Source organism: Pseudomonas sp. GM24 (assembly GCF_000282235.1).
Classification (GTDB): Bacteria; Pseudomonadota; Gammaproteobacteria; order Pseudomonadales; family Pseudomonadaceae; genus Aquipseudomonas.
In genome coordinates, this window is sequence record NZ_AKJR01000136.1 from 1 (window position 1) to 24,942 (window position 24,942).

Genomic DNA, 24,942 nt, shown 5'->3' on the forward strand with positions numbered 1-24,942 from the left:
AGTGATCTTTGCCGCGGGGCTGGGGATGCTGCTCGGCATTCTCAATGTGTTCTTTCGCGATGTCGGGCAGATGTTCGGCATCTGCCTGCAGTTCTGGTTCTGGCTGACGCCCATCGTTTACCCGCTTTCGATCCTGCCGTCAGGCATCCAGCACGTCATCAGCCTGAACCCGATGACGGCGCTGATGACCAGCTACCAGAACGTGTTCCTTTACAACCAATGGCCGCAGTGGTCGTCACTGACACCGCTGCTGATCATCGGTCTGCTGCTCTGCACCATGGCGTTGCGCCTGTTCCGTCAACGAGTCGGTGAAATGGTGGACGAACTCTGATGGGACACATACGCGTTACTGGCCTGGCCAAAGCCTATAAACAATATCCGAATCGCTGGAGTCGCTTGCTGGAATGGCTGGTGCCGTTCTCGCCGAACCGCCATCACCTGCACTGGGTCTTGCAAGACGTCGATTTCGAGATCAAACCCGGTGAAGCGGTTGGCATCGTCGGCGTCAACGGCGCGGGCAAAAGTACCCTGCTGAAAATGATCACCGGCACCACCCAACCGACCTGTGGACAGATCCATCTGCAAGGCCGCGTGGCCGCGTTGCTGGAATTGGGCATGGGTTTTCACCCGGACTTTACCGGTCGGCAGAACGCTGTCATGGCCGGTCAGTTGCTGGGCATGCAGGTCGAAGAGATCGAAGCGTTGATGCCGCAAATCGAAAGCTTTGCCGAAATCGGCGACGCCATCGATCATCCGGTGCGTACCTATTCCAGCGGCATGCAGATGCGCCTGGCGTTCAGTGTCGCGACCGCGCGGCGTCCGGACATCCTGATCGTCGACGAAGCGCTGTCGGTCGGTGATGCGTATTTCCAGCATAAAAGTTTCGAGCGCATCCGCAGCTTCCGCAAAGCCGGTACGACCCTGCTGATCGTGTCCCATGACCGCTCGGCCATTCAATCGATCTGCGACACCGCGATTCTCCTGGAGAACGGACGTCTGGCCATGCGTGGCAAACCCGAAGAAGTCATGGACTACTACAACGCCATGCTGGCCCAGCGCGAGGGCCAGACGGTGCGCCAGGAGATGCTCGCCAATGGCCAGGTACAGACCATTTCCGGCACCGGTGAAGCAGCGATTCTCAGCGTGCGCCTGCTCGATGAGCAAGGACGCAGCCTTGAAGTCGCGGAGGTCGGTCAGCCTGTGGTGCTGGAAGTGCAGACCGAAATTCGTGAAGACATCGAGCGGCTGATTCTCGGCTTCATGATCAAGGATCGTCTGGGCCAGGCCATTTATGGCATCAACACCCATCGCCTCGACAAAGCCATTACCGAGCTGAGTGCCGGCGAACGCGTGACCTTTCGCTTCGCTTTCGACATGCGTCTGGGCAAGGGTAACTACTCCGTGGCGTTGAGCCTGTCACGTCTGGATTCGCACCTGGATCGCAACTTCGAGTGGCGCGACTATGGTTTGATCTTCCACGTGATCAACAATCGCCAGGAAGACTTTGTCGGCTGCTCCTGGTTACAAGCCCGGACCGAAATCACCCGTTCCAGTGAAAACCTTTTAAAAACGCCTGATACGGAGATCTTGCGATGACACGATTGCTGGTGGAGTGCACTTACGTTTTCGAACATCCCTCCGCCAACTCGGGCATTCAACGTGTTGTACGCAACGTCATTCAGCAATTGCCGACGGCCGATGACACCCTCGAATGCATCCCGGTGGTGATGATCGATGGCGGTTTGTATGAAGTTAAAAGTCTGGCGCCGCTGAAGTCCCCGAAGCTCGACCTGATGGGTCTGCGGGTGAAACTGGAACAGTGGGCCAACGCCTTCTGGCTACGTCACCGAGCGGTGGAGCGACGCTGGCCGTTCAACCAGTCGCATTTCACCCGTCGGGTGCTGTACGTCGGCTGCCGACTCACGGCATTCGCCTGTTTCAGCTTGCCCATGCGCCTGCTAGAGCGCGTCCTCAAGGGCCAACAGATTCCCGAGCGCTGCATCCCGCTGGTCCACCGGGGGGGCGATCAATTGGTGCTGCTCGACTCGTCCTGGCACGCCAACTTTTTCCCCCTCGCCGAGCAACTCAAGCGTGAGGGCGTGGGCATCATTTCGGTGATTTATGACCTGATCCCCCTGACCCACCCGCAGTTTTGCGATGCCGGACTGGTCAAAGTGTTCAACGACTGGTTCGACTGGATCGCGCGCACCGCTGATGGTTATGTCGCGATCTCGACCACGATCCGCGATCAGGTGCGCGAGGAAATGCTGCGCCGGATCGGCACGCAACAGGTCGGGCAGCGCTGGTTTGATTATTTCCACCTCGGCTCCGAACTGGACTTGAGTGAGGCCGATGCCAAGGTCGACCGTGGCCTGCTGGACATGTTCCAGACCAAGGACCCGGTGTTTCTCATGGTCAGCACCATCGAGCCGCGCAAAAACCACGCGTACCTGCTCGAGGCGTTTGAACTCGCCTGGGCAACAGGATCGAAAGCGCGGTTATGCATCGTCGGCAAGATCGGCTGGAAGTGCGACGCACTGATCGAACGAATCCGCCAGCATCCCGAGCTGAACCGACGCTTGTTCATGTACAACTCGCTCTCGGACAAAAGTCTTGAGCACGCCTACTCTCACGCCACGGCGCTGGTGTTTCCGTCCCATGTCGAAGGTTTCGGCTTGCCACTGGTGGAAGCCATGCAACGCCAGTTACCGGCAATGGCCAGCGACATCCCGGTGTTTCGCGAGATCGGCGGCGACTACATGGCGTATTTCGACCTGACGAATCCACAGAGTCTGACTGATCTGGTGACCGACATGGAGCGCTCCGGCGAGTTTCCGGCAACGCTGAGCCTCGAACAATGGCGCTGGTTGAGCTGGCGTGAAGCGAGCGCCCAATTGGTCGAACGTATTGAACGCAACTTGAATGCAGCGATGCCTGCCCCCGAGAGTCAGCATGCGCATTGCTCTTAACGCGCGCATTCTCCAGGCACCGCGCACCGGCATCGGCCATTACGTTGCCGAACTGGTCAACGCCTTGCGCAGTGAGCCCGACATTGACGTGACGCTGTTCCACGGCTGGGGCTGGAGCTCGGCATTGCCGGAAGCGGCCATGCCCGGTTACTCGCGCCTGACACCGCTGCTGCGGCAGATCCCCGGGGCCTATCAGGCGCGCCGCTGGCTGGAACAGAAACGCTTCGATCAGGGCCGCGCGCAAGGCATCGACCTCTATCACGAACCAAGCCTGTGGCCACTGGCCTTCGACGGCCCGACCGTGATCACCCTGCATGACCTGACGCACCTGCATTTCCCTGAGACCCAGCCTGCGGCGCGACTCAAGGAAATCGAACGTCGATTGGCCGTGGGTGTGCAGCAAGCCCAAGTAATTCTCACCGACTCGCAAGCCATTGCCGACGAAGCTCAAGCGTATTTCGGCCTGCCTGCCGAGCGTTTTGTGGTGGCACCACTGGGGGTCGCCAAGCGCTTTCATCCGCGCGAAGCGTGCGCCATTGACGCGGTGCTCAAGGCTCATGCGGTGGCGGCGCGGGAATATTTTCTTTGCGTGGGCACGCTGGAGCCGCGCAAGAACCTTGGCCTGGCCCTGCGCGCCCATGCCCTGCTGCCGGAGGCGGTGCGCCAGCGCTTTCCACTGTTGATCGTCGGCATGGCCGGCTGGGAGCGCGAACAGTTCAGCGAACCCCTGCGTCAGGCGCTGGCCAGCGGGCATGTGTGCCTGCTCGGTTATTTGCCCGATGAACAGGTCGCGCAATTGCTGGCCGGCGCGCGGGCGCTGATTTTTCCGTCGCTGTATGAAGGTTTTGGTCTGCCGGTACTGGAGGCCATGGCCAGCGGTACGCCGGTGCTGCTCACGCGTTCTTCGGCGATGCCGGAAGTCGCGGGTGCGGCGGGCAACTATATTGAAGCTGACGATGCAGAAGGCCTGCGCGATGCGCTGAGCCGACTGATCGACGATCAAGCGCATTGGCAGGCATGCCAAGAAGCCGGGTTGCAGCAGTCACGGCTTTTTTCCTGGGAGCGTTGTGCACAGGCCACGGCCGGTGCCTACCGTCAGGCCATGGGAGGTTGAATGCGAGTTCTTCATTTTTTCAAGACGTACCTGCCTGACTCGGTCGGCGGCATTGAGCAAGTGATCTTCCAGCTCTGCGAGAGCGGCGCTCAGCACGGTATCGACGGCCAGGTGCTGACACTCAGCGCCGACCCGAATCCCCCCATGGTGCAACTCGGTCAGCACGAAGTGCACCGCGCCAAACTCGACATCCAGTTCGCCTCCACCGGTTTTTCCTGGAGCGTGTTCAAACAGTTTCGCGAACTGGCGGCCGAGGCGGATGTGATCAACTACCACTTCCCGTGGCCGTTCATGGACCTGGTGCATTTCGCCAGTGCGATGAATAAACCGAGCGTGGTGACTTACCACTCGGACATCATTCGCCAGAAGCACCTGCTCAAACTCTATCGCCCGTTGATGAACCGCTTCCTCGCCAGCGCCGACCGCATTGTTGCCGCTTCGCCGAACTACCTGCACACCAGCGACGTGTTGCAGCAATTCCAGGACAAGACCCGAGTGATTCCCTACGGTTTGAACAAGGCCGGTTATCCACAGCCTGATGCCGAACGGATAAATCGCTGGCGCCAGCAGCTTGGGGATAAGTTTTTCCTGTTTGTCGGCGTGATGCGTTACTACAAAGGCCTGCACATTTTGCTGGAGGCCCTGAAAGACGTGGACTATCCCGTGGTCATTGTCGGCGCCGGGCCATTGGAACTGGAGCTGCACGCACAGGCGCAGGCGCTGGGCCTGCGTAACATTCATTTCCTCGGGCGCCTGGGTGACGAAGACAAAGTCGCACTGCTGCAACTGAGCTACGCGATTGTTTTCCCGTCGCACCTGCGCTCGGAAGCGTTCGGCATTTCTCTGCTGGAAGGTGCGATGTACGGCAAACCGATGATTTCCAGCGAGATTGGCACCGGCACCAGCTACATCAATATTCACAACGAAACCGGGCTGGTGGTCCCGCCCAGTCATCCACAGGCATTTCGCGAGGCGATGCGCACGCTATGGGAAGACCCGGTCCGCGCCGCTGCCATGGGGGTGAAAGCCGAAGCACGTTACCGGCAGTTATTCACAGCCGATGACATGGGCCGCAAGTGGACGGAGCTGTATCAGGAATTGCTGGAAGAGAAATCCCTGTCCTACGCCTGAGCGTGGGTTGAACACCGATCCCCTGTAGGCGCAGCCTTCGGCAGCTCCTACACGGGTTCGGGTTACAGGTCCAAGACCAGTGGCTGATTGCTTTGCGCCGGAACCGCGCAGCAAATCAGCACATGCCCCGCTTCCGGAATATCCGCCGGCACCTGTGGATAATTCACCGCACCACTGACCAGCCGGGTCTTGCAGGTACCGCACGAACCACCGCGGCAACTGAACTCGGGGCGCAATCCGCGACTTTCCGCCAGCTCCAGCAAACTGCCGCCATCGGGTTGCCAGCGTGCTTCCTTGGCCGAGCGCTCGAACACCACTGGCACCGAAGTGGTTGCCGCAGGCGGTTGCTCGATCACGATCGCGTCCGGATCGGCCTGGCGTTTCAGGGTCGACGGGCCAAAGGTTTCCGCATGAATCTGCGCATCGCGCACATCCAGTTCGCGCAAAGTGTCGTAAAGCCCTTGGGTAAAACCACCGGGGCCGCAGAGCACAAAGTCGAGCTGATCAAAATCCTCGGCATCCAGCAGGTTCCTCAGCACCGCGCCGTCGATCCGCCCACGCACATCGAAATCCGCGCCCTCTTGCAGATCGTCTTCCGGCTGGCTGAGCAAACGCAGGACTCGTACAGAATCGCCTGCGGTTTCGAGCAATCGATCCAGCTCCTTGCGAAACGGCTGATCCGCCAGACTGCGCGAACTCTGCAACAACAATGTCGGACGAATTCCCCGCGTCCGCAGGCCTTGGTAGACCACCTCGCGCAGCATCGACAGCAACGGCGTGATGCCCACACCGGCAGCCAGCAGCACCAATGGTCGCTGTTCCAGCGGCGCCACGGTGAAATGCCCTTGCGGTGCCCGCGCTTCAAGTAAGTCGCCAACGCGAATCTGCTCATGCAGATGCGATGAAATCAGACCTTCGCGCTTGACGCTGATCCGGTAGAAACCATCCGATGGTGCACTCGAAAGACTGTAGGTGCGGATATGCACCTCGCCATCAATCGTGAAACGCAGCGGCAAATGCTGACCCGCGAGAAACACCGGCAACCCGGCGCCATCAGTTGGCTCCAGATAGATCGAGCGGATATGACGACTTTCAGCTTCGATCTTCGCCACCCGCAGCGGCCGCCATTGATTGCCCAGTGCCTGTGCCTGCAAACGCGCATCCGCCTCGGCCCAATTGCCGGTCAACAGACTGGTCGGCGACATGCCGTCGAAGCGCCAGCGCAACGCCAGGGCTGCCGGGCGCCGCACCAGTTTTTCCACCTCAAATGTCCACAGCCGTTCCGCACCTTGAAAGGCTTCGATCTGCGGGTCTTCGAGAAGAATCTCGGTACGCCCGCTGAGTTGCAGCAGATCGCCTGTGGAAAAGTCGATGAACAGCAGGCCAGCCTTGGGGTTCAGCAACAAATTGCCGAGGGTGTTGAAGTGCAGATTGCCGGCGAAATCGGGGATGGTCAGACGATTGCCTTCCACCCGTACGAAACCGGCCTGGCCACCCCGGTGGGAAACATCCACCGCACGCTGGCCGTCGACATCCACATAACTGGCGACAAAAAACGTATCGGCACCGGCGATCAGCGCAATGGCCGCATCATCGAGACCGTTCAGATGCTCAGCCGGACGCGTCTGCGGATCCGTCAACGCCACCCGCTGAAACTGGCGCAGTTGAATGTATTGCGGGCAATTGCCGAAGGCCTGATCCACGCTCACATCAAAACCGTGAGCGCTCAGATTGCCGACATGGCCATTGAGGCGATTGCGCCGACGGGTGTGCAACTCGATGCCGAGCAAACCGATCGGCTCGCCATTGCGCAGTTGCGCTGGGTCATCGGCAGCAGGCTGGCTGGCGAAATGCAGATGCTCGGGATCCGGCGAATGGGCAAACCCCGGCGCGCCTTCGAGCACACTGGCCCACGGCCGCCCATCTGCATCAACTGCGCCGTACAGCATGAAAGGCAATTGCTGATAGAACTCACGGTGCTGATCCGGCATCCAGGTGCGAATCACCTTACGTCCGAAGGCTTCCATGCGTTCGGCAACGCCGACATGGGCCTGCAATTGCTGTTCGCCAGCGTGCCACGGTGAACGTTCCATCACGACCTCTCCCCTGCACCGTCGGCACAGTGTGGATTGCGAAAATCAGGCGGTGGTTTGCAGACCCGCAACAGTGCGCGGCATGCCGACGAAGCCGGGCAATGCTTCAACCCGGGCCAGCCAGGCGCGGACGTTGCCGTAGTCGTCCAGCGACACATTGCCTTCCGGTGCGTGGGCGATGTAACTGTAGGCCGAAACGTCGGCAATAGTCGGTTCGGCGCCGGCCAGATACGGCGTTTTGCCCAACTCGATGTCCATCACCTTGAGCAGGTTGTGCGCCCGGGTAATCGCTTCTTCTGCATTCAGCTGGGCACCAAACACCGTGACCAATCGCGCAGCGGCGGGGCCGAAAGCGATCGGCCCGGCGGCAGCCGACAGCCAGCGCTGTACCCGCGCGGCGCCGACCGGATCGGTTGGCAGCCAACGACCATGGCCGTATTTCTGCGCCAGATACACCAGAATCGCGTTGGAATCGGCGAGCACCACACCGTCGTCATCAATGGCCGGCACCTGGCCAAAACTGTTGATCGCCAGATACGCCGGCTGCTTATGCTCACCTTTGGCCAGATCGACGAAGATCAGCTCGGTCGGCAATTGCAGCAGGGACAACATCAGCTCGACACGGTGGGCGTGGCCGGAACGTGGAAAGTTGTAGAGTTTGATCGCTTGCATGGTCGACTCCGCTGAACAGGGGCGCCGCTGCGGGGATGAGCGCGCCGATGGAGGTCATCTTGCGCTGATCGCGAAAACAACAGAATCACCAGCAAACGCAATCAATTATTTCATTGGTTGCAATAAAGCCGCATTTTTCAATGCAGGATGCTCGCGCAACGCTTCTGCCGTGAAATCGACAAAACTGCGAATCCGCGCTGGCGCCTTGCGCCCGCCCTGATACACCACGTGTATCGGCAAGGGCGGCAGTTCAAATTCAGCAAGGACGATTTCCAGCTCGCCAGTCGCGATTTTGCTGGCGACTTGGTAAGACAGAACCCGAGTCAAACCCAGCCCCATGCAGGCTGCGGTAATCGCTGCCTGATTGGCAGTCACGATCAGACGCGGCTCAGGGCGCACGCTAAGCGGTTCGCCCGCGTCGAGAAACGGCCAACTGCGTTGCTGACCAATCGCTGAAGTCGCCACCACTGGCGCCCCCGCCAACGCGTGGGGATGAGCCGGTCGGCCATACTTGGCGAAGTAGTCGGGCGAGCCGCAAATGACCCGACGCACCTCACCCACGCGAATCGCATGCTGACTGCTGTCCGGCAGATCACCGATGCGCACCGCCACATCAAGGCCCTCCTCGACCATATTGACGATCCGATCGACCAACACCGCGTTGATCGTGACATCCGGATACTGCGCGAGATAACGCGCCATCAGCGGCGTCACAAACAAATCCCCGAACAACACCGGCGCCGTCACCGTCAGTTGCCCACGCGGCTCGGCATGACTGCCCGCCGCCGAATCCTCGGCCTCCTGCACCTCAGCGAGAATCCGCCGACAATCTTCCAGATAACGCTGCCCGGCTTCGCTCAAATGCACACTGCGCGTGGTGCGGATCAACAACTGCGTGCCGATGCGCTGCTCCAGCGCCGCCACCGCCCGCGTGACGCTCGCCGCTGACAAACCAAGACGCCGCGCGGCAGAGGAGAAGCCTTGCTCTTGGGCGACGGTGGTGAAGATGTGCATTTCCTGGAAGCGATCCATGGTGCCTCTCGAGTCAGATACAAAAATCGCAGCCGAAGCTGCGATTTTTTGCGCAAGTATCAGCTGTGGATAACTTATTCCACCGTCACCGACTTCGCCAGGTTACGCGGCTGATCCACATCCGTGCCCTTGAGCACCGCCACGTAGTACGACAGCAACTGCAGCGGAACCGTGTAGAGGATCGGCGAGAGGATGTCGTGGATGTGCGGCATCTGCACCACATGGGTGCCTTCGCCGTTGGTCATCCCGGCTTTTTCGTCGGCGAACACGATCAGTTCGCCGCCACGGGCGCGGACTTCCTGCAGGTTGGATTTGAGCTTTTCCAGCAGTTCGTTGTTCGGCGCCACGGTGACCACGGGCATGTCGTTATCCACAAGTGCCAACGGGCCGTGTTTCAGTTCGCCAGCCGGGTAGGCTTCGGCGTGGATGTAGGAGATTTCCTTGAGTTTCAGGGCACCTTCCATCGCCACCGGGAATTGCGCGCCACGACCGAGGAACAGGGTGTGGTTCTTCTCGGCGAACAGCTCGGCGATTTTTTCCACGGTGCTGTCCATGGCGAGTGCTTCGCCGAGACGGGTTGGCAGGCGACGCAGTTCTTCGACCAGTCGCGCTTCAACGCCGTCGGCCAAGGTACCGCGCACCTGGCCGAGCGACAGCGTCAGCAGCAACAGGCCGACCAATTGCGTGGTGAACGCTTTGGTCGAGGCCACGCCGATTTCACGGCCGGCCTGGGTCAGCAGGGTCAGATCGGATTCGCGTACCAGCGAACTGATGCCGACGTTGCAGATGGCCAGACTGGCCAAGAAGCCCAGCTCTTTGGCGTTGCGCAGAGCGGCGAGGGTGTCGGCGGTTTCACCGGATTGCGAGATGGTCACGAACAGGGTGTCCGGTTGTACCACCACTTTGCGGTAGCGGAATTCGCTGGCGACTTCGACCTGGCACGGGATCCCGGCCAGCTCTTCCAGCCAGTAACGCGCGACCATGCCGGCGTGATAACTGGTGCCGCAGGCGACGATTTGTACATTGCGGACTTTGGCGAACAGCTCGGCGGCTTGCGGGCCAAAGGCTTGAACCAATACCTGATCGTTGCTCAGGCGACCTTCGAGGGTGCGTTGAACAACCGCAGGCTGCTCGTGGATTTCCTTGAGCATGTAGTGGCGGTATTCACCTTTGTCGGCGGCTTCGGCACCGTCGCTGTACTGCACGGTCTGGCGCTCGACCGCATCGCCGTTGATGTCCCAGATCTGCACGTTATCGCGGCGAATTTCGGCGATATCGCCTTCTTCCAGGTACATGAAGCGGTCAGTGACCTGACGCAGCGCCAACTGGTCAGACGCGAGGAAGTTCTCGCCCAGACCCAGACCGATCACCAACGGGCTGCCACTGCGCGCAGCAACCAGACGATCCGGTTGTTTCGCATTGATCACGGCCAGACCGTAAGCACCGTGCAGTTCCTTGACCGTCGCTTTAAGCGCAACGCTCAGGTCTGGCTGATCCTTGAGTTTGTGGCTGAGCAGGTGGGCGATGACTTCGGTGTCAGTGTCCGAAGTAAATACGTAGCCCAGCGCTTTCAGTTGTTCACGCAAGGCTTCGTGGTTTTCGATGATGCCGTTGTGCACCACCGCGATGTCGCCGGAGAAATGCGGGTGCGCGTTGCGTTCGCACGGTGCGCCGTGAGTCGCCCAACGGGTGTGGGCAATACCGAGGCGACCCACCAGTGGATGCTCGGCCAACGCGGCTTCGAGTTCGCTGACTTTGCCCGGGCGCCGCATGCGCTCAAGGGTTTCGTCGTTGGTGAAGACAGCGACACCGGCGCTGTCATAGCCACGGTATTCAAGGCGCTTGAGGCCTTCGAGCAGGATGGCGGTGATATTACGTTCAGCAACTGCGCCGACAATTCCACACATGCTTATTTCTCCTGACTGACAGCCGCGCAAATCACGGTGATACCGCGGGCCTGTATCTGATCGCGCGCTTCGATAGGCAGGCGATCATCGGTAATTAGGGTATGGACGCTGCTCCACGGCAGTTCCAGATTGGGAATCTTGCGACCGATCTTGTCGGCCTCGACCATGACGATGACTTCCCGCGCGACCTCGGCCATGACCCGGCTCAAACCGAGCAGCTCGTTGAAGGTGGTCGTGCCGCGCACCAGATCGATGCCGTCGGCACCAATGAACAACTGGTCGAAGTCGTAAGAGCGTAGTACCTGCTCGGCAACCTGGCCCTGAAAGGATTCCGAATGCGGATCCCAGGTACCGCCGGTCATCAACAGCACCGGTTCGTGTTCGAGTTCGCTCAAGGCGTTGGCGACGTGCAGGGAATTGGTCATCACCACCAGACCGGGCTGTTGGCCAAGCTCCGGAATCATTGCAGCGGTGGTGCTGCCGCTGTCGATGATGATTCGCGCGTGTTCACGGATACGTTTCACCGCCGCGCGGGCAATCGCCTGTTTGTATTTGGAAACGCTCTGCGCAGTCTCCGCGACCAGTTCCTGCGGCATGGTGATCGCCCCGCCGTAGCGGCGCAGTAACAAGCCGTGGCTTTCCAGCGCGGCCAGATCCTTGCGAATCGTAACTTCTGAGGTTTCGAAGCGCTTGGCCAGTTCATCCACACTGACTTCGCCCTGCTCGTTGAGCAAGGCGAGGATGTTGTGACGGCGTTGCGGCGTGTTGCGTTTCGACATGGGGACTTAAGTTTCGTTTCGAAAGATAACGGAAGTAATCAAAACCTATCGCCCTCAAATCGTCAACCCATCGCCCATAAAAAATCGCAACCACCGACAATTCCCGTAGGAGCTGCCGAAGGCTGCGATCTTTTGATCTTGAAGCCGCTGTGGATAACTCAGTCCTTCTTGATCTTCTCCGGCCGCTTCCAGCCGTCGATATTCCTCTGCCGCGCTCGGCCAACGGCCAACTGCGCGTTATCCACATTCTGCGTAATGGTCGACCCGGCCGCCGTGGTCGCCCCGGCAGAGATATCCACAGGCGCGACCAACGAATTATTGGAGCCAATGAACACATCAGCACCCAACACGGTTTTCCACTTGTTGGCACCGTCGTAGTTGCAAGTAATGGTGCCCGCGCCGATGTTGGTACGCGCTCCGATCTCGGCATCGCCCAGATAAGTCAGATGTCCCGCCTTGGCGCCTTCGCCCATGTGGGCATTTTTCAGCTCAACGAAGTTACCCACATGCGCGCGTGCTTCAAGCACGGTGCCTGGACGCAGACGCGCGAACGGGCCGGCATCGCTGTCCTCGCCCATAACAGCGCCTTCGATATGACTGTTGGCCTTGATCACCACGCCTTTGCGCAGGGTGCTGTCCTTGATCACGCAATTCGGGCCGATGACCACGTCGTCTTCGATGACAACGTTGCCTTCGAGGATCACGTTGATATCGATCAGCACATCGCGGCCCACGCTGACTTCGCCTCGCACGTCGAAACGCGCCGGGTCACGCAGGGTCACGCCTTGCGCCATCAAGCGACGGCCAGCACGCAACTGGTAATGACGCTCCAGCTCGGACAACTGCTTGCGATCGTTGGCGCCCTGCACTTCCATCGGGTCGTGCGGTTGCTCGGTGGCGACAACCAGACCGTCACTGACTGCCATCTCGATCACGTCGGTCAGGTAGTACTCGCCCTGCGCGTTGTTGTTCGACAGACGGCTCATCCAGTCGGCCAGACGATTGGCCGGAACAGCGAGGATACCGGTGTTGCCTTCAGTGATCGCGCGTTGCGCTTCGCTGGCATCTTTATGCTCAACGATCGCGGCCACCTTGCCGTCAGCATCGCGCACGATGCGGCCATAACCGGTTGGGTCTTCCAGTTCGACAGTGAGCAAACCCATCTGCCCGGGCACGACATGTTTGAGCAGACGTTGCAGGGTTTCGACTTCGATCAGCGGTACGTCACCGTAAAGAATGAGCACAGTGTCAGCAGTAATGAACGGCACCGCTTGCGCAGTGGCGTGACCGGTACCGAGTTGTTTGTCTTGCAGGACGAAATTCAGATCATCAGCGGCCAGGCGTTCACGCACCACATCGGCGCCATGGCCGATCACGACATGAATGCGTTGTGGCTCAAGTTGCCGGGCGCTGTGGATAACATGACCCAGCATGGAATTGCCGGCAATCGGATGCAGCACCTTCGGCAGGGCTGAACGCATACGGGTGCCTTGACCGGCCGCGAGGATAACGATTTCAAGAGACATGACTGGCTACCAATCCTGGGTGGTCAGCAACTGCGACCGGTTTTTAGGAATTCGGAAAAGAAAAAAGGGTAGCCGAGGCTACCCTTTTTTATCAATCGCACAACAAGTGGCTGACGGATTAACCGCCAAACTTCTTGCGGATCTGCTGGACGGTGCGCAGCTGAGCTGCAGCCTCGGCCAGACGTGCTGACGCAGCGCTGTAGTCGAAATCAGCGCCTTTTTCATGCAGAGCATGCTCAGCAGCCTTGAGAGCGGCTTGAGCCTGAGCTTCATCCAGGTCGGCGGCACGTTGCACAGTGTCGGCAAGCACTTTGACCATGTTCGGCTGAACCTCGAGGAAACCACCAGAGATGTAGAACACCTCGGGTTCCCCGCCTTGCTTGATCAGGCGGATCGGACCTGGCTTCAGATTAGTGATCAGCGGCGCGTGACCCAGAGCGATACCAAGATCACCCAGTGCACCGTGCGCAATCACCATCTCGACCAGGCCGGAAAAGATTTCTCCTTCCGCGCTGACGATATCGCAATGGACTGTCATAGCCATCTGATTGCCTCAACCTAAATTAGCGCCCGTTGCCGGGCGCCGGGATTACAGTTTCTTGGCTTTCTCGATCGCTTCTTCGATGCCGCCAACCATGTAGAACGCTTGTTCTGGCAGGTGGTCGTAGTCACCGTTGAGGATGCCTTTGAAGCCAGCAATGGTGTCTTTCAGGGAAACGTATTTACCCGAAGCACCGGTGAAGACTTCAGCCACGAAGAACGGCTGCGACAAGAAGCGCTGGATCTTACGAGCACGGTTTACCAACTGCTTGTCGGCTTCCGACAGCTCGTCCATACCCAGGATCGCGATGATGTCCTTCAGCTCTTTGTAACGTTGCAGAACGTACTGAACGCCGCGAGCGGTGTCGTAGTGGTCCTGGCCGATTACGTTCGGGTCCAGCTGGCGCGAAGTCGAATCCAGTGGATCTACCGCTGGGTAGATACCCAGGGAAGCGATGTCACGGGACAGAACGACGGTGGCGTCCAAGTGGGCGAAGGTGGTCGCTGGCGACGGGTCGGTCAAGTCATCCGCAGGTACGTATACCGCTTGGATCGAAGTGATCGAACCTTCCTTGGTCGAAGTGATACGTTCTTGCAGAACGCCCATCTCTTCAGCCAGGGTCGGCTGGTAACCTACTGCCGAAGGCATACGGCCCAGCAGTGCGGATACTTCAGTACCGGCCAGGGTGTAACGATAGATGTTGTCGACGAACAGCAGAACGTCGTTACCTTCGTCACGGAACTTCTCGGCCATGGTCAGGCCGGTCAGTGCTACGCGCAGACGGTTACCCGGCGGCTCGTTCATCTGACCGTAAACCAGTGCCACTTTGTCCAGAACGTTGGAGTCCTTCATCTCGTGGTAGAAGTCGTTACCCTCACGAGTACGCTCACCCACACCGGCGAACACGGAATAACCGCTGTGCTCGATGGCGATGTTACGGATCAGTTCCATCATGTTTACGGTTTTGCCTACACCGGCACCACCGAACAGACCGACTTTACCGCCTTTGGCAAACGGGCAAACCAGGTCGATAACCTTGATGCCGGTTTCCAGCAGGTCGTTGCCGCCTGCCTGTTCAGCGAACGAAGGCGCTGGACGGTGAATGCCCCAACGCTCTTCGGTGTCGATCGGGCCAGCTTCGTCGATCGGGTTACCGAGGACGTCCATGATCCGGCCCAGGGTCGCTTTACCGACCGGTACGGAGATGGCTGCGCCAGAATCGGTAACTTCCAGACCGCGCTTCAAGCCCTCGGTGGAACCCATCGCAATGGTGCGAACCACGCCGTCGCCCAGCTGTTGCTGAACTTCCAGAGTGGTTTCAGCCGCGCTCACTACTTTCAGCGCGTTGTAGATGCTCGGTACGCTGTCGCGTGGAAATTCCACGTCGATAACGGCGCCGATGATTTGAACGATACGTCCGCTACTCATAGCTGGATCCTCTGAATATTTGAACCGTTAAACCGCGGCAGCGCCGCCGACGATTTCCGAGATCTCTTGGGTGATCGCAGCCTGACGCGCCTTGTTGTAGATCAGCTGCAAATCGCTGATCAAATCACCGGCGTTGTCGGTAGCGTTCTTCATCGCGATCATCCGCGCAGCTTGTTCAGCCGCGTTGTTCTCGACCACCGCCTGGTAGACCTGCGACTCAACGTAGCGGACCATCAAGCCGTCAAGCAGCTCTTTGGCATCCGGTTCGTAGAGATAGTCCCAGTGGTGCTTGAGATCCTGATCCGGGGTGGCCACCAGTGGAATCAACTGCTCCACGGTAGGCTGTTGCGTCATGGTGTTGATGAACTTGTTGGACACCACGGACAGGCGGTCAATACGGCCGTCCAGGTAGGCATCCAGCATCACCTTGACGCTGCCGATCAGATCATTGATCGACGGCTCTTCACCCAGGTGGCTGATAGCTGCAACGACGTTACCGCCGAAGTTGCGGAAAAAGGCCGCACCTTTGCTACCAACGACACACAGATCAATCTCGACGCCGTTTTCGCGGTTTACCGCCATGTCCTTGACCAGGGCCTTGAACAGGTTGGTGTTCAAGCCGCCGCACAAACCACGGTCACTGCTCACAACGACATAACCCACACGCTTGATTTCGCGGTCGATCATGAACGGGTGGCGGTATTCCGGGTTGGCGTTGGCCAGATGCCCAATTACCTGGCGGATACGCTCCGCATAAGGACGGCTAGCAGCCATGCGCATTTGTGCCTTGCGCATTTTGCTGACCGCCACTTTTTCCATGGCGCTGGTAATCTTTTGCGTGCTTTTGATGCTCGCAATCTTACTGCGAATCTCTTTTGCGCCTGCCATGTAACACCTATCAGGTTAGCAAGCGGGAGCCTCGCGGCTCCCGCTGCGGCTTACCAGGTTTGGGTGGCCTTGAACTTCTCGATACCGGCTTTCATGCCAGCGTCGATTTCGTCATTGAAGTCACCTTTAACGTTGATCTTGGCCATCAAATCGGCGTGATCGCGGTTGAAGAAAGCAATCAGCGCTTGTTCGAAGCTGCCGATCTTGGCGATTTCAATGTCAGTCAGGAACCCACGCTCAGCGGCATACAGCGACAGCGCCATGTCAGCGATCGACATTGGTGCGTATTGCTTCTGCTTCATCAGCTCGGTAACGCGCTGACCATGCTCAAGTTGCTTACGGGTCGCTTCGTCCAGGTCAGAAGCGAACTGGGCGAATGCCGCCAGTTCACGGTACTGAGCCAGAGCGGTACGGATACCACCGGAGAGCTTCTTGATGATCTTGGTCTGAGCGGCACCACCCACACGGGATACCGAAACACCGGCGTTCACTGCAGGGCGGATGCCCGAGTTGAACATGGCCGATTCCAGGAAGATCTGACCGTCGGTGATGGAAATCACGTTGGTCGGAACGAACGCGGAAACGTCGCCAGCCTGGGTTTCGATGATCGGCAGTGCGGTCAGGGAACCGGTTTTGCCGGTCACTGCGCCGTTGGTGAACTTCTCTACGTACTCTTCCGAAACGCGGGATGCGCGCTCCAGCAGACGGGAGTGGAGATAGAACACGTCGCCTGGGTAAGCTTCACGGCCTGGTGGACGGCGCAGCAGCAGGGAAATCTGGCGGTAAGCCACTGCTTGCTTGGACAGATCGTCATAAACGATCAGCGCGTCTTCACCGCGGTCGCGGAAGAATTCACCCATGGTGCAACCGGAGTACGGTGCCAGGAATTGCAGCGCAGGAGATTCCGAAGCACTGGCAGCCACGATGATCGTGTTGGCCAGGGCGCCGTTTTCTTCCAGCTTGCGAACCACGTTGGCGATGGTCGATTGTTTCTGACCGATGGCTACGTAGACGCAGAAAATGCCGCTGTCTTTCTGGTTGATGATCGCGTCGATCGCCAGAGCGGTTTTACCGATCTGACGGTCACCGATGATCAGCTCACGCTGGCCACGGCCGACAGGGATCATCGCATCGACAGCCTTGTAGCCAGTCTGTACAGGCTGGTCTACCGACTTACGCCAGATCACGCCCGGAGCAACTTTCTCGACCGCGTCGGTCAAGGTGTTGCCCAGTGGACCTTTGCCGTCAACAGGGTTACCCAGTGCGTCGACTACGCGACCCAGCAGTTCCTTACCAACCGGAACTTCGAGGATGCGGCCGGTGCACTTGGCGCTCATGCCTTCAGCCAGAGACTGGTAAGCGCCCAATACAACGGCACCTACGGAGTCTTGCTCCAGGTTGAGAGCCATACCGTAGACGCCGCCCGGAAACTCGATCATCTCGCCGTACATAACATCGGCCAGACCGTGAATCCGCACGATGCCGTCAGATACGCTGACGACAGTGCCTTCGTTACGGGCTTGGGAGGTCACATCGAGCTTGTCGATGCGGCCCTTGATAATTTCACTTATTTCGGAAGGATTGAGTTGCTGCATTGCTCTGCTGCCCCTTCAAACTCAAGATTTCAATGCTTCGGCAAGTTTCGCGATTTTGCCGCGAATCGAGCCATCGATAACCAGGTCGCCGGCGCGGATAACGACACCACCTATAAGGGCAGCATCCTCCGCAACTTGCAGGCGCACTTCCCGGTTGAGTCGTGCACTGAGAACCTTGGCGAGTTTGTCTTGCTGTTCTTGGTTCAATGCAAAAGCACTGGTCACTTCAACGTCTACCGACTTCTCTTGTTCGGCCTTGTACAGGTCGAAAAGAGCGGCAATCTCCGGCAGAAGCGGGAGACGGTCGTTTTCGGCAACGACATTGATGAAGTTCTGTGCCTTGGCATCAAACTTGTCGCCGCACACGTCAATAAACGTGGCGGCCTTTTCTGCGCTCGTCAGTCGCGGGGCCTTGAGCACGCGCTGCATGGTGTCGTCTTGCGACACCGCTGCAGCCAGGCCGAGCATGGCTGACCAATTGGCCAGTTGCTGGTGGGCCTGAGCGTGCTCGAAGGCCGCCTTAGCGTAAGGTCGGGCCAACGTGGTCAGTTCTGCCATGATCGCCCTCGCTTAGATTTCAGCAGCCAGTTGGTTAACCAGCTCTGCGTGCGCGTTTTGATCGATTGTGGCACCCAGGATCTTCTCGGCGCCGCCGACAGCCAGCAAGCCCACTTGGGCACGCAGCTTGTCTTTGACACTGTTCAGTTCCTGTTCGATCTCGGCTTGAGCCTGAACCTTCACACGGTCAGCATCGACACGGGCCTTTTCAACGGCCTCTTCGACAATCTGGTTACCGCGTTTCTTGGCTTGCTCGATGATTTCAGCTGCCTGAGCTTTCGCTTCGCGCAGTTGCTGACCCGCTTTTTCTTGGGCCAACTCCAGGTCGCGAGCTGCACGGCTGGCAGCGTCCAGACCATCAGCGATCTTCTTTTGACGTTCGTGCAGAGCAGCGATGACCGGAGGCCATACATACTTCATGCAGAACAGTACAAAAATCAGGAACGCAACGGACTGGCCAATCAGGGTCGCATTAATGTTCACGCCAACACCTCGCAGTTACGTTGTCCATCACATCAAATTACTCGGAAGAATCCGGGTAATTAGCCAGCGATCTGACCAACGAACGGGTTCGCAAAGGTGAAGAACAGAGCGATACCAACACCGATCATGGTTACGGCGTCGAGCAGACCGGCAACGATGAACATTTTAACTTGCAGCATTGGAACCATTTCTGGCTGACGCGCTGCGCCTTCCAGGAACTTGCCGCCCAGCAGGCCGAAACCAATTGCGGTACCCAGTGCGCCCAGGCCGATCAACAGTGCAACAGCGATAGCGGTTAGACCAACTACAGTTTCCATCTTTCCTCCCGACTTTTACGTCGTATGGTTTAGGTTTTTTAGATTAAAGCGGTAAAACAAATCGTTTCAGGTGCCCTGTGAAGAGCCCCTTCCCGTTTGACCGGGAAGGACATCAGACTAGTCGAGACTGGTCTTAATGGTTTTCTTCGTGCGCCATCGACAGGTAGACGATGGTCAGCATCATGAAGATGAACGCCTGCAGCGTGATGATCAGGATGTGGAACACAGCCCACGCCCACTGCAGAACAACGCCCAGGCCGCTCAGCCAGAGCAGACCGCTGCCGAACATCACAGCGATCAGAATGAACACCAGCTCGCCGGCATACATGTTGCCGAACAGACGCAGAGCCAGAGAGATCGGTTTGGCGATCAGGGTCACGAATTCCAGCAGGAAGTTCACCGGGATCAGCAGGGCTTGAACGAAGATGTTCTTGCTGCCGAACGGGTGCAGGGTCAGTTCGCCGATGAAGCCGCCGAAGCCCTTGACCTTGATGCTATAGAAAATGATCAGTGCGAAAACCGAGAACGCCATGCCCAGGGTCGCGTTCGGGTCGGTAGTCGACACGGCGCGGAACGGGATGTGGTGGTCGCCGGAGATCAGGATGGCCAGCTGAGGAATCCAGTCGACCGGTACCAGGTCGACGGCGTTCATCAGGAACACCCAGACGAAGATGGTCAGTGCCAGCGGTGCAATCACCGGGCTACGGCCATGGAAGCTGTCTTTCACGCTGCCATCGACGAATTCGACCAATACTTCAACGAAGTTCTGCAAAGCACCCGGCTGACCCGAAGTCGCTTTCTTTGCCGCCATGCGGAAAAGAAGTACGAAGATCAGACCCAACGCGACCGACCAGCCGAGAGTATCGACGTGGAAAGCCCAGAAGCCCATTTCTTTGGCTTCTGCTGCGGTATGGGCAAAGCCCCAGCCGCCGTTAGGTAGCTGACCGAAGGTCAGGTTCTGCAAGTGGTGCTGGATATAGCCCGAAGCGGTTGTTTCTGCCATGGTTGCCTCAAACGCCCTAAGGTCTCGAAAGTCTTGTTCTCATCAGCAGGGGAGCGAACCAGCTGACCGACTGAGTCAGCACGAACGCGCCGAATACAGCTATCGGCGCCAGTGGCTTAACACCTGCAAACACCAGTGCAAAGAGCACTGCCGTCAAAATCAGTTTGCCTGCCTCGCCGGCATAAAATGACCGGACGATGGACTGGGCTGCTCGGGCGCCGGAAAACCGAAATGCCTTGTGAGCGAAATAAACATTGGGCAGCAAGGCTATCAGGCCTCCGCAAAGTCCCGAGTATCCGGCAACGACTCCGTGCCATTGCCAGAGCGCCAAAGCGGCAATGAGCAAAATGACAAATTGAGCCATTAACACCGGAAAAACCGCCAGGCGATGGAACGGCAGGCGGTTTGGCTTGCGGGTTTCCATCACGTTTGCTCTCCAATGGTCGGCTGCCAGAATTCAATAACTTGGCATAATTTGTGCCGACAAAATGCGCGCAGAGTATAGGGGCGGTTCTGCCCCTATTCAACTGTCAGGTAGTGATTTCCGACTGCGCGCTACATGAGGAAATGTTTCAGCGGATGTGTGCGAGCACACCTTGAAGCTCATCGAGGGAGTTGTAACCGATCACCAACTGACCCTTTCCCTTCTTGCCGTGGCGAATCTGCACCGCAGAGCCTAGGCGCTCGGCCAGACGCTGTTCGAGACGAGCGATATCCGGGTCGGGTTTGGTCGCCTCCACAGGCTCCGGTTTGCCACTCAACCACTGACGAACCAGTGCCTCAGTTTGGCGCACAGTGAGACCGCGTGCGACAACATGTCGCGCCCCTTCCACCTGCTGATTTTCCGGCAGACCGAGCAATGCACGGGCGTGACCCATTTCCAGGTCGCCGTGGGACAGCATGGTCTTGATGACTTCCGGCAGCGCAATAAGCCGCAACAGGTTAGCCACAGTGACGCGGGACTTACCCACAGCCTCGGCAACTTGTTGCTGAGTGAGCTGGAATTCCTGCTGCAAACGCTGCAGAGCCACCGCTTCTTCGATCGGATTGAGGTCTTCGCGCTGGATGTTCTCGATCAGCGCGATGGCGATTGCGGTTTCATCCGGCACATCGCGGACCATCGCCGGGATGGTTTCCTGGCCGGCTTGCTGACTTGCGCGCCAGCGACGTTCACCGGCGATGATCTCGAAGCGGCCACCGCCAATCGGGCGCACCACGATCGGCTGCATTACGCCTTGCGCCTTGATCGACGCTGCCAGTTCTTCCAGCGCCTGCGGATCCATGTCACGGCGCGGCTGGTATTTACCGCGCTGCAGCAGATCCAGCGGCAGATGTTGCAACTCACGGGTGTCAGCCTGCGCGGCTTGTTCTTCCAGCGCGCTGACGGTCGGACCACTCAGCAGTGCATCCAGTCCACGTCCGAGACCTCGTTTCTTGACGGCCATGGGGATTCCTTAAGTTGCCTGAGCGGCGGCGATGCGTGAATTTTTGCGCTGACGGCGAACCATCTCGCCGGCCAGGGCCAGATAAGCCAGGGCGCCACGCGATTGTTTGTCGTAGGCCAGCGCCGGCATGCCGTAGCTCGGCGCTTCGGCCAGACGGATGTTGCGCGGGATCACCGTGTCGTAGAGCTGCTCGCCGAAGTGTTCCTTGAGCTGCGCCGAAACGTCATTCATCAGGCTCAGGCGCGGGTCATACATGGTCCGCAGCAGGCCTTCGACTTTCAGGTTCGGATTGAGCAGTTCGGCGATGCGCTTGATGTTATCCACAAGGTCGCTCAGCCCTTCGAGCGCAAAGTACTCGCACTGCATGGGGATAATGACCCCATCGGCGGCGACCAATGCGTTCAGCGTAAGCATCGACAGCGACGGCGGGCAGTCGATCAAAATGTAATCGTAGTTTTCGCGGATCGGCGCCAGCGCGCTGCGCAGACGGCTTTCCTTCATCTGCATTTCCAGCAGCACCACTTCGGCCGCCGTCAAATCGCGGTTGGCCGGCAGCAGTTGATAACCGCCGTGCTCGGAATAGTGCATGGCCTGGGCCAGATCGCATTCGCCGATCAGCAGGTCGTAGACCGAGTTTTCCAGGCCGTGTTTATCCACACCGCTACCCATGGTGGCGTTGCCCTGTGGATCGAGATCGATCAACAGCACCCGGCGCTTGGTCGCGACCAGGGATGCTGCGAGGTTGATGCAGGTGGTGGTCTTGCCCACACCACCCTTCTGGTTCGCTATCGCGAATACCTTAGCCATTCTTGCTTGTGTTCCCAATCATGCCGTGCGGCGCAGTATCAGCAGATGGCGTTGGCCTTGGCAACCGGGTACGGCCAGGGCGTGTTCGCTATCGAGTTTGAAGTCTGCCGGCAATGCTACCAGCTCATCGGCCGGATGAACGCCCTTCATTGCCAGCCAGCGTGTATCGGCATCGCCGAGGTGGCGAGTCCAGTTGGTGAAGTTTTCCATGCTGCTGAACGCCCGGGAAATGATCCCGTTGAACGGCTGCGCAGGCTGGAACGCTTCGACACGACTGTGGATAACTTGCAGGTTATCCAGTTTGAGTTCGAGTTTGACCTGGGTCAGGAAGCGGGTTTTCTTGCCGTTGCTGTCCAGACAGGTCACTTGCGAGTCTGGATACAAAATCGCCAACGGGATTCCCGGCATGCCGCCGCCGCTGCCAACGTCAAGCCAGCGACCATTTTCAATGAACGACATCACGCTGAGACTATCGAGCAAGTGCCGCGAAACCATTTCGTCCGGATCGCGCACGGCGGTCAGGTTGTAGGCCTGGTTCCATTTGATCAACAGGGCCAGATAACCCAGCAGCAATTCGTGCTGGGTTTCAGTGAGATTGACACCGAGCTCGCGGGCTCCTGTGGATAACTCTTCGGCGTGTTGCGAAGTGACCTTAGAACTCAAGCGCTTTGCTCCAACTGACGGCCCGCGCCGCGTTTTTTCAAATGAATCATCAACAGCGAAATCGCTGCCGGGGTCACACCCGGGATCCGCGAAGCCTGGCCCAGCGTCTCTGGTCGAGTCGCGCCAAGCTTGCTCTGGATCTCCTTGGAGAGACCGGAAATGTTGGTGTAATCGATATCCACAGGCAATTTCGTGTCTTCACTGGCGCGCAGACGGGCGATTTCGTCCTGTTGACGATCAATGTAACCGGCGTATTTGGTCTTGATTTCAACCTGCTCGGCGACCTGTGGATCTTCCGCGCCGTTGCCGGTCACTTCGACCAGACCAGCGTAGTCGATTTCCGGACGACTCAAGAGGTTGAGCAAGTTGTATTCGTGAGTCAGCGGCGTGCCGAATTTCTCGGCAATCGCATCGCCCTGCTGCGTGTTCGGGCGAACCCAAGTGCTTTTCAGGCGCTGTTCTTCCAGCTCGATGCTTTCGCGTTTCTTGCAGAAGGCCGCCCAACGGGCGTCATCGACCAGACCGAGTTCGCGACCTTTTTCGGTCAGACGCAGGTCGGCGTTGTCTTCGCGCAGAATCAGGCGGTACTCGGCACGGGAAGTGAACATGCGGTACGGCTCTTGAGTGCCAAGGGTGATCAGGTCGTCGACCAACACGCCGATGTACGCCTCATCGCGACGCGGGCACCAGGCTTCTTTGCCCTTGGCGCGCAGTGCGGCGTTGGCGCCAGCGAGCAAACCTTGGGCGCCGGCTTCTTCGTAACCGGTGGTGCCGTTGATTTGCCCGGCGAAGAACAGACCGCCAATGACTTTGGTTTCCAGACTGTACTTCAGGTCGCGCGGATCGAAGTAGTCGTACTCGATGGCATAGCCCGGACGCACGATGTGTGCGTTTTCCATGCCGCGGATCGATTGCACGATCTGCAATTGCACGTCGAACGGCAAGCTTGTGGATATCCCGTTCGGGTACAGCTCATGGGTGGTCAAACCTTCCGGTTCGATAAACACCTGATGGCTTTCCTTGTCGGCAAAGCGGTGGATCTTGTCTTCGATCGACGGGCAATAACGCGGACCGATGCCTTCGATTTCACCGGCAGCCGAATACATCGGCGAACGATCGAGGTTCGCGGCAATGATTTCGTGGGTGCGGGCGTTGGTGTGCGTAATCCAGCAGCTCACTTGGCGTGGATGCTGTTCTTTGTTGCCCATGAACGACATCACCGGGATCGGCGTATCGCCGGGCTGCTCGGTCATTACCGAGAAATCCACAGACTTGCCGTCGATACGCGGCGGTGTACCGGTTTTCAGGCGACCGACCCGCAGTGGCATTTCACGCAGACGGTGAGCCAGCGCGATCGACGGTGGATCACCGGCTCGACCGCCGGAAAAATTCTGCAAACCGATGTGGATAAGTCCGCCGAGGAAGGTACCGGTGGTCAACACCACGGAATCGGCGAAGAAGCGCAGACCCATTTGCGTGACAACACCGCGGACTTGTTCCTGTTCGACGATCAGATCGTCAGCAGCTTGTTGAAATATCCACAGGTTCGGCTGGTTTTCCAGGATTTCACGGACAGCGGCTTTGTACAGAATCCGGTCAGCTTGCGCACGGGTCGCCCTTACGGCTGGGCCTTTGCGGCTGTTCAACACGCGAAACTGGATGCCGCCCAAATCGGTGGCCATGGCCATCGCGCCGCCGAGGGCATCGATTTCCTTGACCAGATGGCTTTTGCCAATGCCACCAATGGCCGGGTTGCAACTCATGGCTCCGAGGGTTTCCACGTTATGCGTCAGCAACAGGGTTTTTGCCCCCATACGTGCTGAGGCCAGTGCTGCCTCGGTACCGGCATGACCGCCGCCGATGACGATCACTTCAAAACGGGAAGGGAAATCCACCACGCACCTCGTGCCTGCTTAAGTAGGTAATTCAGGAATAGTTTGAGATCAGGTTTCTGGACCTGGTCGACAAGTATAGGGACTTCGCCCTTCCTA

At 58.6% G+C, this 24,942-nt stretch carries 24 protein-coding genes; 5 read left to right on the plus strand and 19 right to left on the minus strand.

All coding sequences use genetic code 11. The features are described from left to right. From PMI23_RS16485 to PMI23_RS16505, 5 genes are all read left to right on the plus strand, one after another. Positions 1-331: ABC transporter permease (locus PMI23_RS16485; RefSeq protein ID WP_042704968.1), on the plus strand; the 331-nt coding region annotated here is incomplete at its 5' end. Continuing rightward, a complete protein-coding gene (locus PMI23_RS16490; RefSeq protein ID WP_007911975.1) occupies positions 331-1,596 on the plus strand; it encodes an ABC transporter ATP-binding protein in 1,266 nt (421 codons plus the stop codon). The genes PMI23_RS16485 and PMI23_RS16490, both read left to right, overlap by 1 nt. Next, complete coding sequence (locus PMI23_RS16495; RefSeq protein ID WP_007911973.1) at positions 1,593-2,969, plus strand: glycosyltransferase family 4 protein; 1,377 nt, start codon at positions 1,593-1,595, stop codon at positions 2,967-2,969. Before PMI23_RS16490 ends, PMI23_RS16495 begins: the two co-directional genes overlap by 4 nt. Continuing rightward, positions 2,953-4,083 carry a glycosyltransferase family 4 protein gene (locus PMI23_RS16500; RefSeq protein WP_007911970.1) on the plus strand — a complete coding sequence of 377 codons (1,131 nt, stop codon included), beginning with the start codon at positions 2,953-2,955 and terminating at the stop codon, positions 4,081-4,083. Before PMI23_RS16495 ends, PMI23_RS16500 begins: the two co-directional genes overlap by 17 nt. Beyond that, positions 4,084-5,214, plus strand: coding sequence for a glycosyltransferase family 4 protein (locus tag PMI23_RS16505; protein WP_007911969.1), 1,131 nt, complete (start codon positions 4,084-4,086; stop codon positions 5,212-5,214). A 62-nt stretch (positions 5,215-5,276) separates the two neighbouring features. On the opposite strand, the gene PMI23_RS16510 is transcribed toward PMI23_RS16505, so the two are convergent. The 19 genes from PMI23_RS16510 to mnmG form a co-directional block, all read right to left on the minus strand. Further along, positions 5,277-7,307 (minus strand): pyridoxamine 5'-phosphate oxidase family protein, encoded by a 2,031-nt coding sequence (locus PMI23_RS16510; RefSeq protein ID WP_007911968.1) that lies wholly within the window; start codon positions 7,305-7,307, stop codon positions 5,277-5,279. Positions 7,308-7,352: 45 nt separating this feature from the next. Further along, positions 7,353-7,979, minus strand: coding sequence for a glutathione S-transferase family protein (locus PMI23_RS16515; protein ID WP_007911967.1), 627 nt, complete (start codon positions 7,977-7,979; stop codon positions 7,353-7,355). Positions 7,980-8,084: 105 nt separating this feature from the next. Further along, on the minus strand, positions 8,085-9,011 hold the full coding sequence (locus PMI23_RS16520; RefSeq protein WP_007911966.1) for a LysR family transcriptional regulator: 927 nt from the start codon (positions 9,009-9,011) through the stop codon (positions 8,085-8,087). Positions 9,012-9,085: 74 nt separating this feature from the next. Continuing rightward, positions 9,086-10,918, minus strand: a complete 1,833-nt coding sequence (glmS, locus tag PMI23_RS16525) for a glutamine--fructose-6-phosphate transaminase (isomerizing) (RefSeq protein WP_007911965.1) — start codon at positions 10,916-10,918, stop codon at positions 9,086-9,088. 2 nt (positions 10,919-10,920) lie between these two features. Continuing rightward, positions 10,921-11,697: a DeoR/GlpR family DNA-binding transcription regulator gene (locus PMI23_RS16530; protein ID WP_007911964.1), complete on the minus strand. Its 777-nt coding sequence runs from the start codon at positions 11,695-11,697 to the stop codon at positions 10,921-10,923. Positions 11,698-11,855: 158 nt separating this feature from the next. Next, a complete protein-coding gene (glmU, locus tag PMI23_RS16535; protein WP_007911963.1) occupies positions 11,856-13,223 on the minus strand; it encodes a bifunctional UDP-N-acetylglucosamine diphosphorylase/glucosamine-1-phosphate N-acetyltransferase GlmU in 1,368 nt (455 codons plus the stop codon). Between the two features lie 118 nt (positions 13,224-13,341). Continuing rightward, a complete protein-coding gene (locus PMI23_RS16540; RefSeq protein WP_007911962.1) occupies positions 13,342-13,767 on the minus strand; it encodes a F0F1 ATP synthase subunit epsilon in 426 nt (141 codons plus the stop codon). Between the two features lie 45 nt (positions 13,768-13,812). Continuing rightward, positions 13,813-15,192, minus strand: coding sequence for a F0F1 ATP synthase subunit beta (gene atpD / locus PMI23_RS16545; RefSeq protein ID WP_007911961.1), 1,380 nt, complete (start codon positions 15,190-15,192; stop codon positions 13,813-13,815). Positions 15,193-15,219: 27 nt separating this feature from the next. After that, positions 15,220-16,080: a F0F1 ATP synthase subunit gamma gene (atpG, locus tag PMI23_RS16550; RefSeq protein ID WP_007911960.1), complete on the minus strand. Its 861-nt coding sequence runs from the start codon at positions 16,078-16,080 to the stop codon at positions 15,220-15,222. Positions 16,081-16,130: 50 nt separating this feature from the next. Continuing rightward, positions 16,131-17,675 (minus strand): F0F1 ATP synthase subunit alpha, encoded by a 1,545-nt coding sequence (gene atpA, locus PMI23_RS16555; RefSeq protein ID WP_007911958.1) that lies wholly within the window; start codon positions 17,673-17,675, stop codon positions 16,131-16,133. 21 nt (positions 17,676-17,696) lie between these two features. After that, entirely contained in the window at positions 17,697-18,233 is a 537-nt protein-coding gene (locus PMI23_RS16560; RefSeq protein WP_007911956.1) for a F0F1 ATP synthase subunit delta, read from the minus strand. A 12-nt stretch (positions 18,234-18,245) separates the two neighbouring features. Next, positions 18,246-18,716, minus strand: a complete 471-nt coding sequence (locus PMI23_RS16565) for a F0F1 ATP synthase subunit B (RefSeq protein WP_003229781.1) — start codon at positions 18,714-18,716, stop codon at positions 18,246-18,248. A gap of 59 nt (positions 18,717-18,775) precedes the next feature. Continuing rightward, positions 18,776-19,033, minus strand: coding sequence for a F0F1 ATP synthase subunit C (atpE, locus tag PMI23_RS16570; RefSeq protein WP_003097235.1), 258 nt, complete (start codon positions 19,031-19,033; stop codon positions 18,776-18,778). 133 nt (positions 19,034-19,166) lie between these two features. Further along, positions 19,167-20,036, minus strand: a complete 870-nt coding sequence (atpB, locus tag PMI23_RS16575; protein ID WP_007911917.1) for a F0F1 ATP synthase subunit A — start codon at positions 20,034-20,036, stop codon at positions 19,167-19,169. Between the two features lie 16 nt (positions 20,037-20,052). Continuing rightward, positions 20,053-20,460 carry a F0F1 ATP synthase subunit I gene (locus PMI23_RS16580; RefSeq protein WP_003229783.1) on the minus strand — a complete coding sequence of 136 codons (408 nt, stop codon included), beginning with the start codon at positions 20,458-20,460 and terminating at the stop codon, positions 20,053-20,055. Positions 20,461-20,608: 148 nt separating this feature from the next. Further along, positions 20,609-21,481, minus strand: coding sequence for a ParB/RepB/Spo0J family partition protein (locus tag PMI23_RS16585; RefSeq protein WP_007911911.1), 873 nt, complete (start codon positions 21,479-21,481; stop codon positions 20,609-20,611). A gap of 9 nt (positions 21,482-21,490) precedes the next feature. Next, a complete protein-coding gene (locus tag PMI23_RS16590; protein WP_007911909.1) occupies positions 21,491-22,288 on the minus strand; it encodes a ParA family protein in 798 nt (265 codons plus the stop codon). A gap of 18 nt (positions 22,289-22,306) precedes the next feature. Next, entirely contained in the window at positions 22,307-22,951 is a 645-nt protein-coding gene (gene rsmG / locus PMI23_RS16595; RefSeq protein WP_007911906.1) for a 16S rRNA (guanine(527)-N(7))-methyltransferase RsmG, read from the minus strand. Next, a complete protein-coding gene (gene mnmG / locus PMI23_RS16600) occupies positions 22,948-24,846 on the minus strand; it encodes a tRNA uridine-5-carboxymethylaminomethyl(34) synthesis enzyme MnmG (RefSeq protein WP_007911904.1) in 1,899 nt (632 codons plus the stop codon). The genes rsmG and mnmG overlap by 4 nt, the downstream gene beginning before the upstream one ends. Positions 24,847-24,942: the final 96 nt, after the last annotated feature.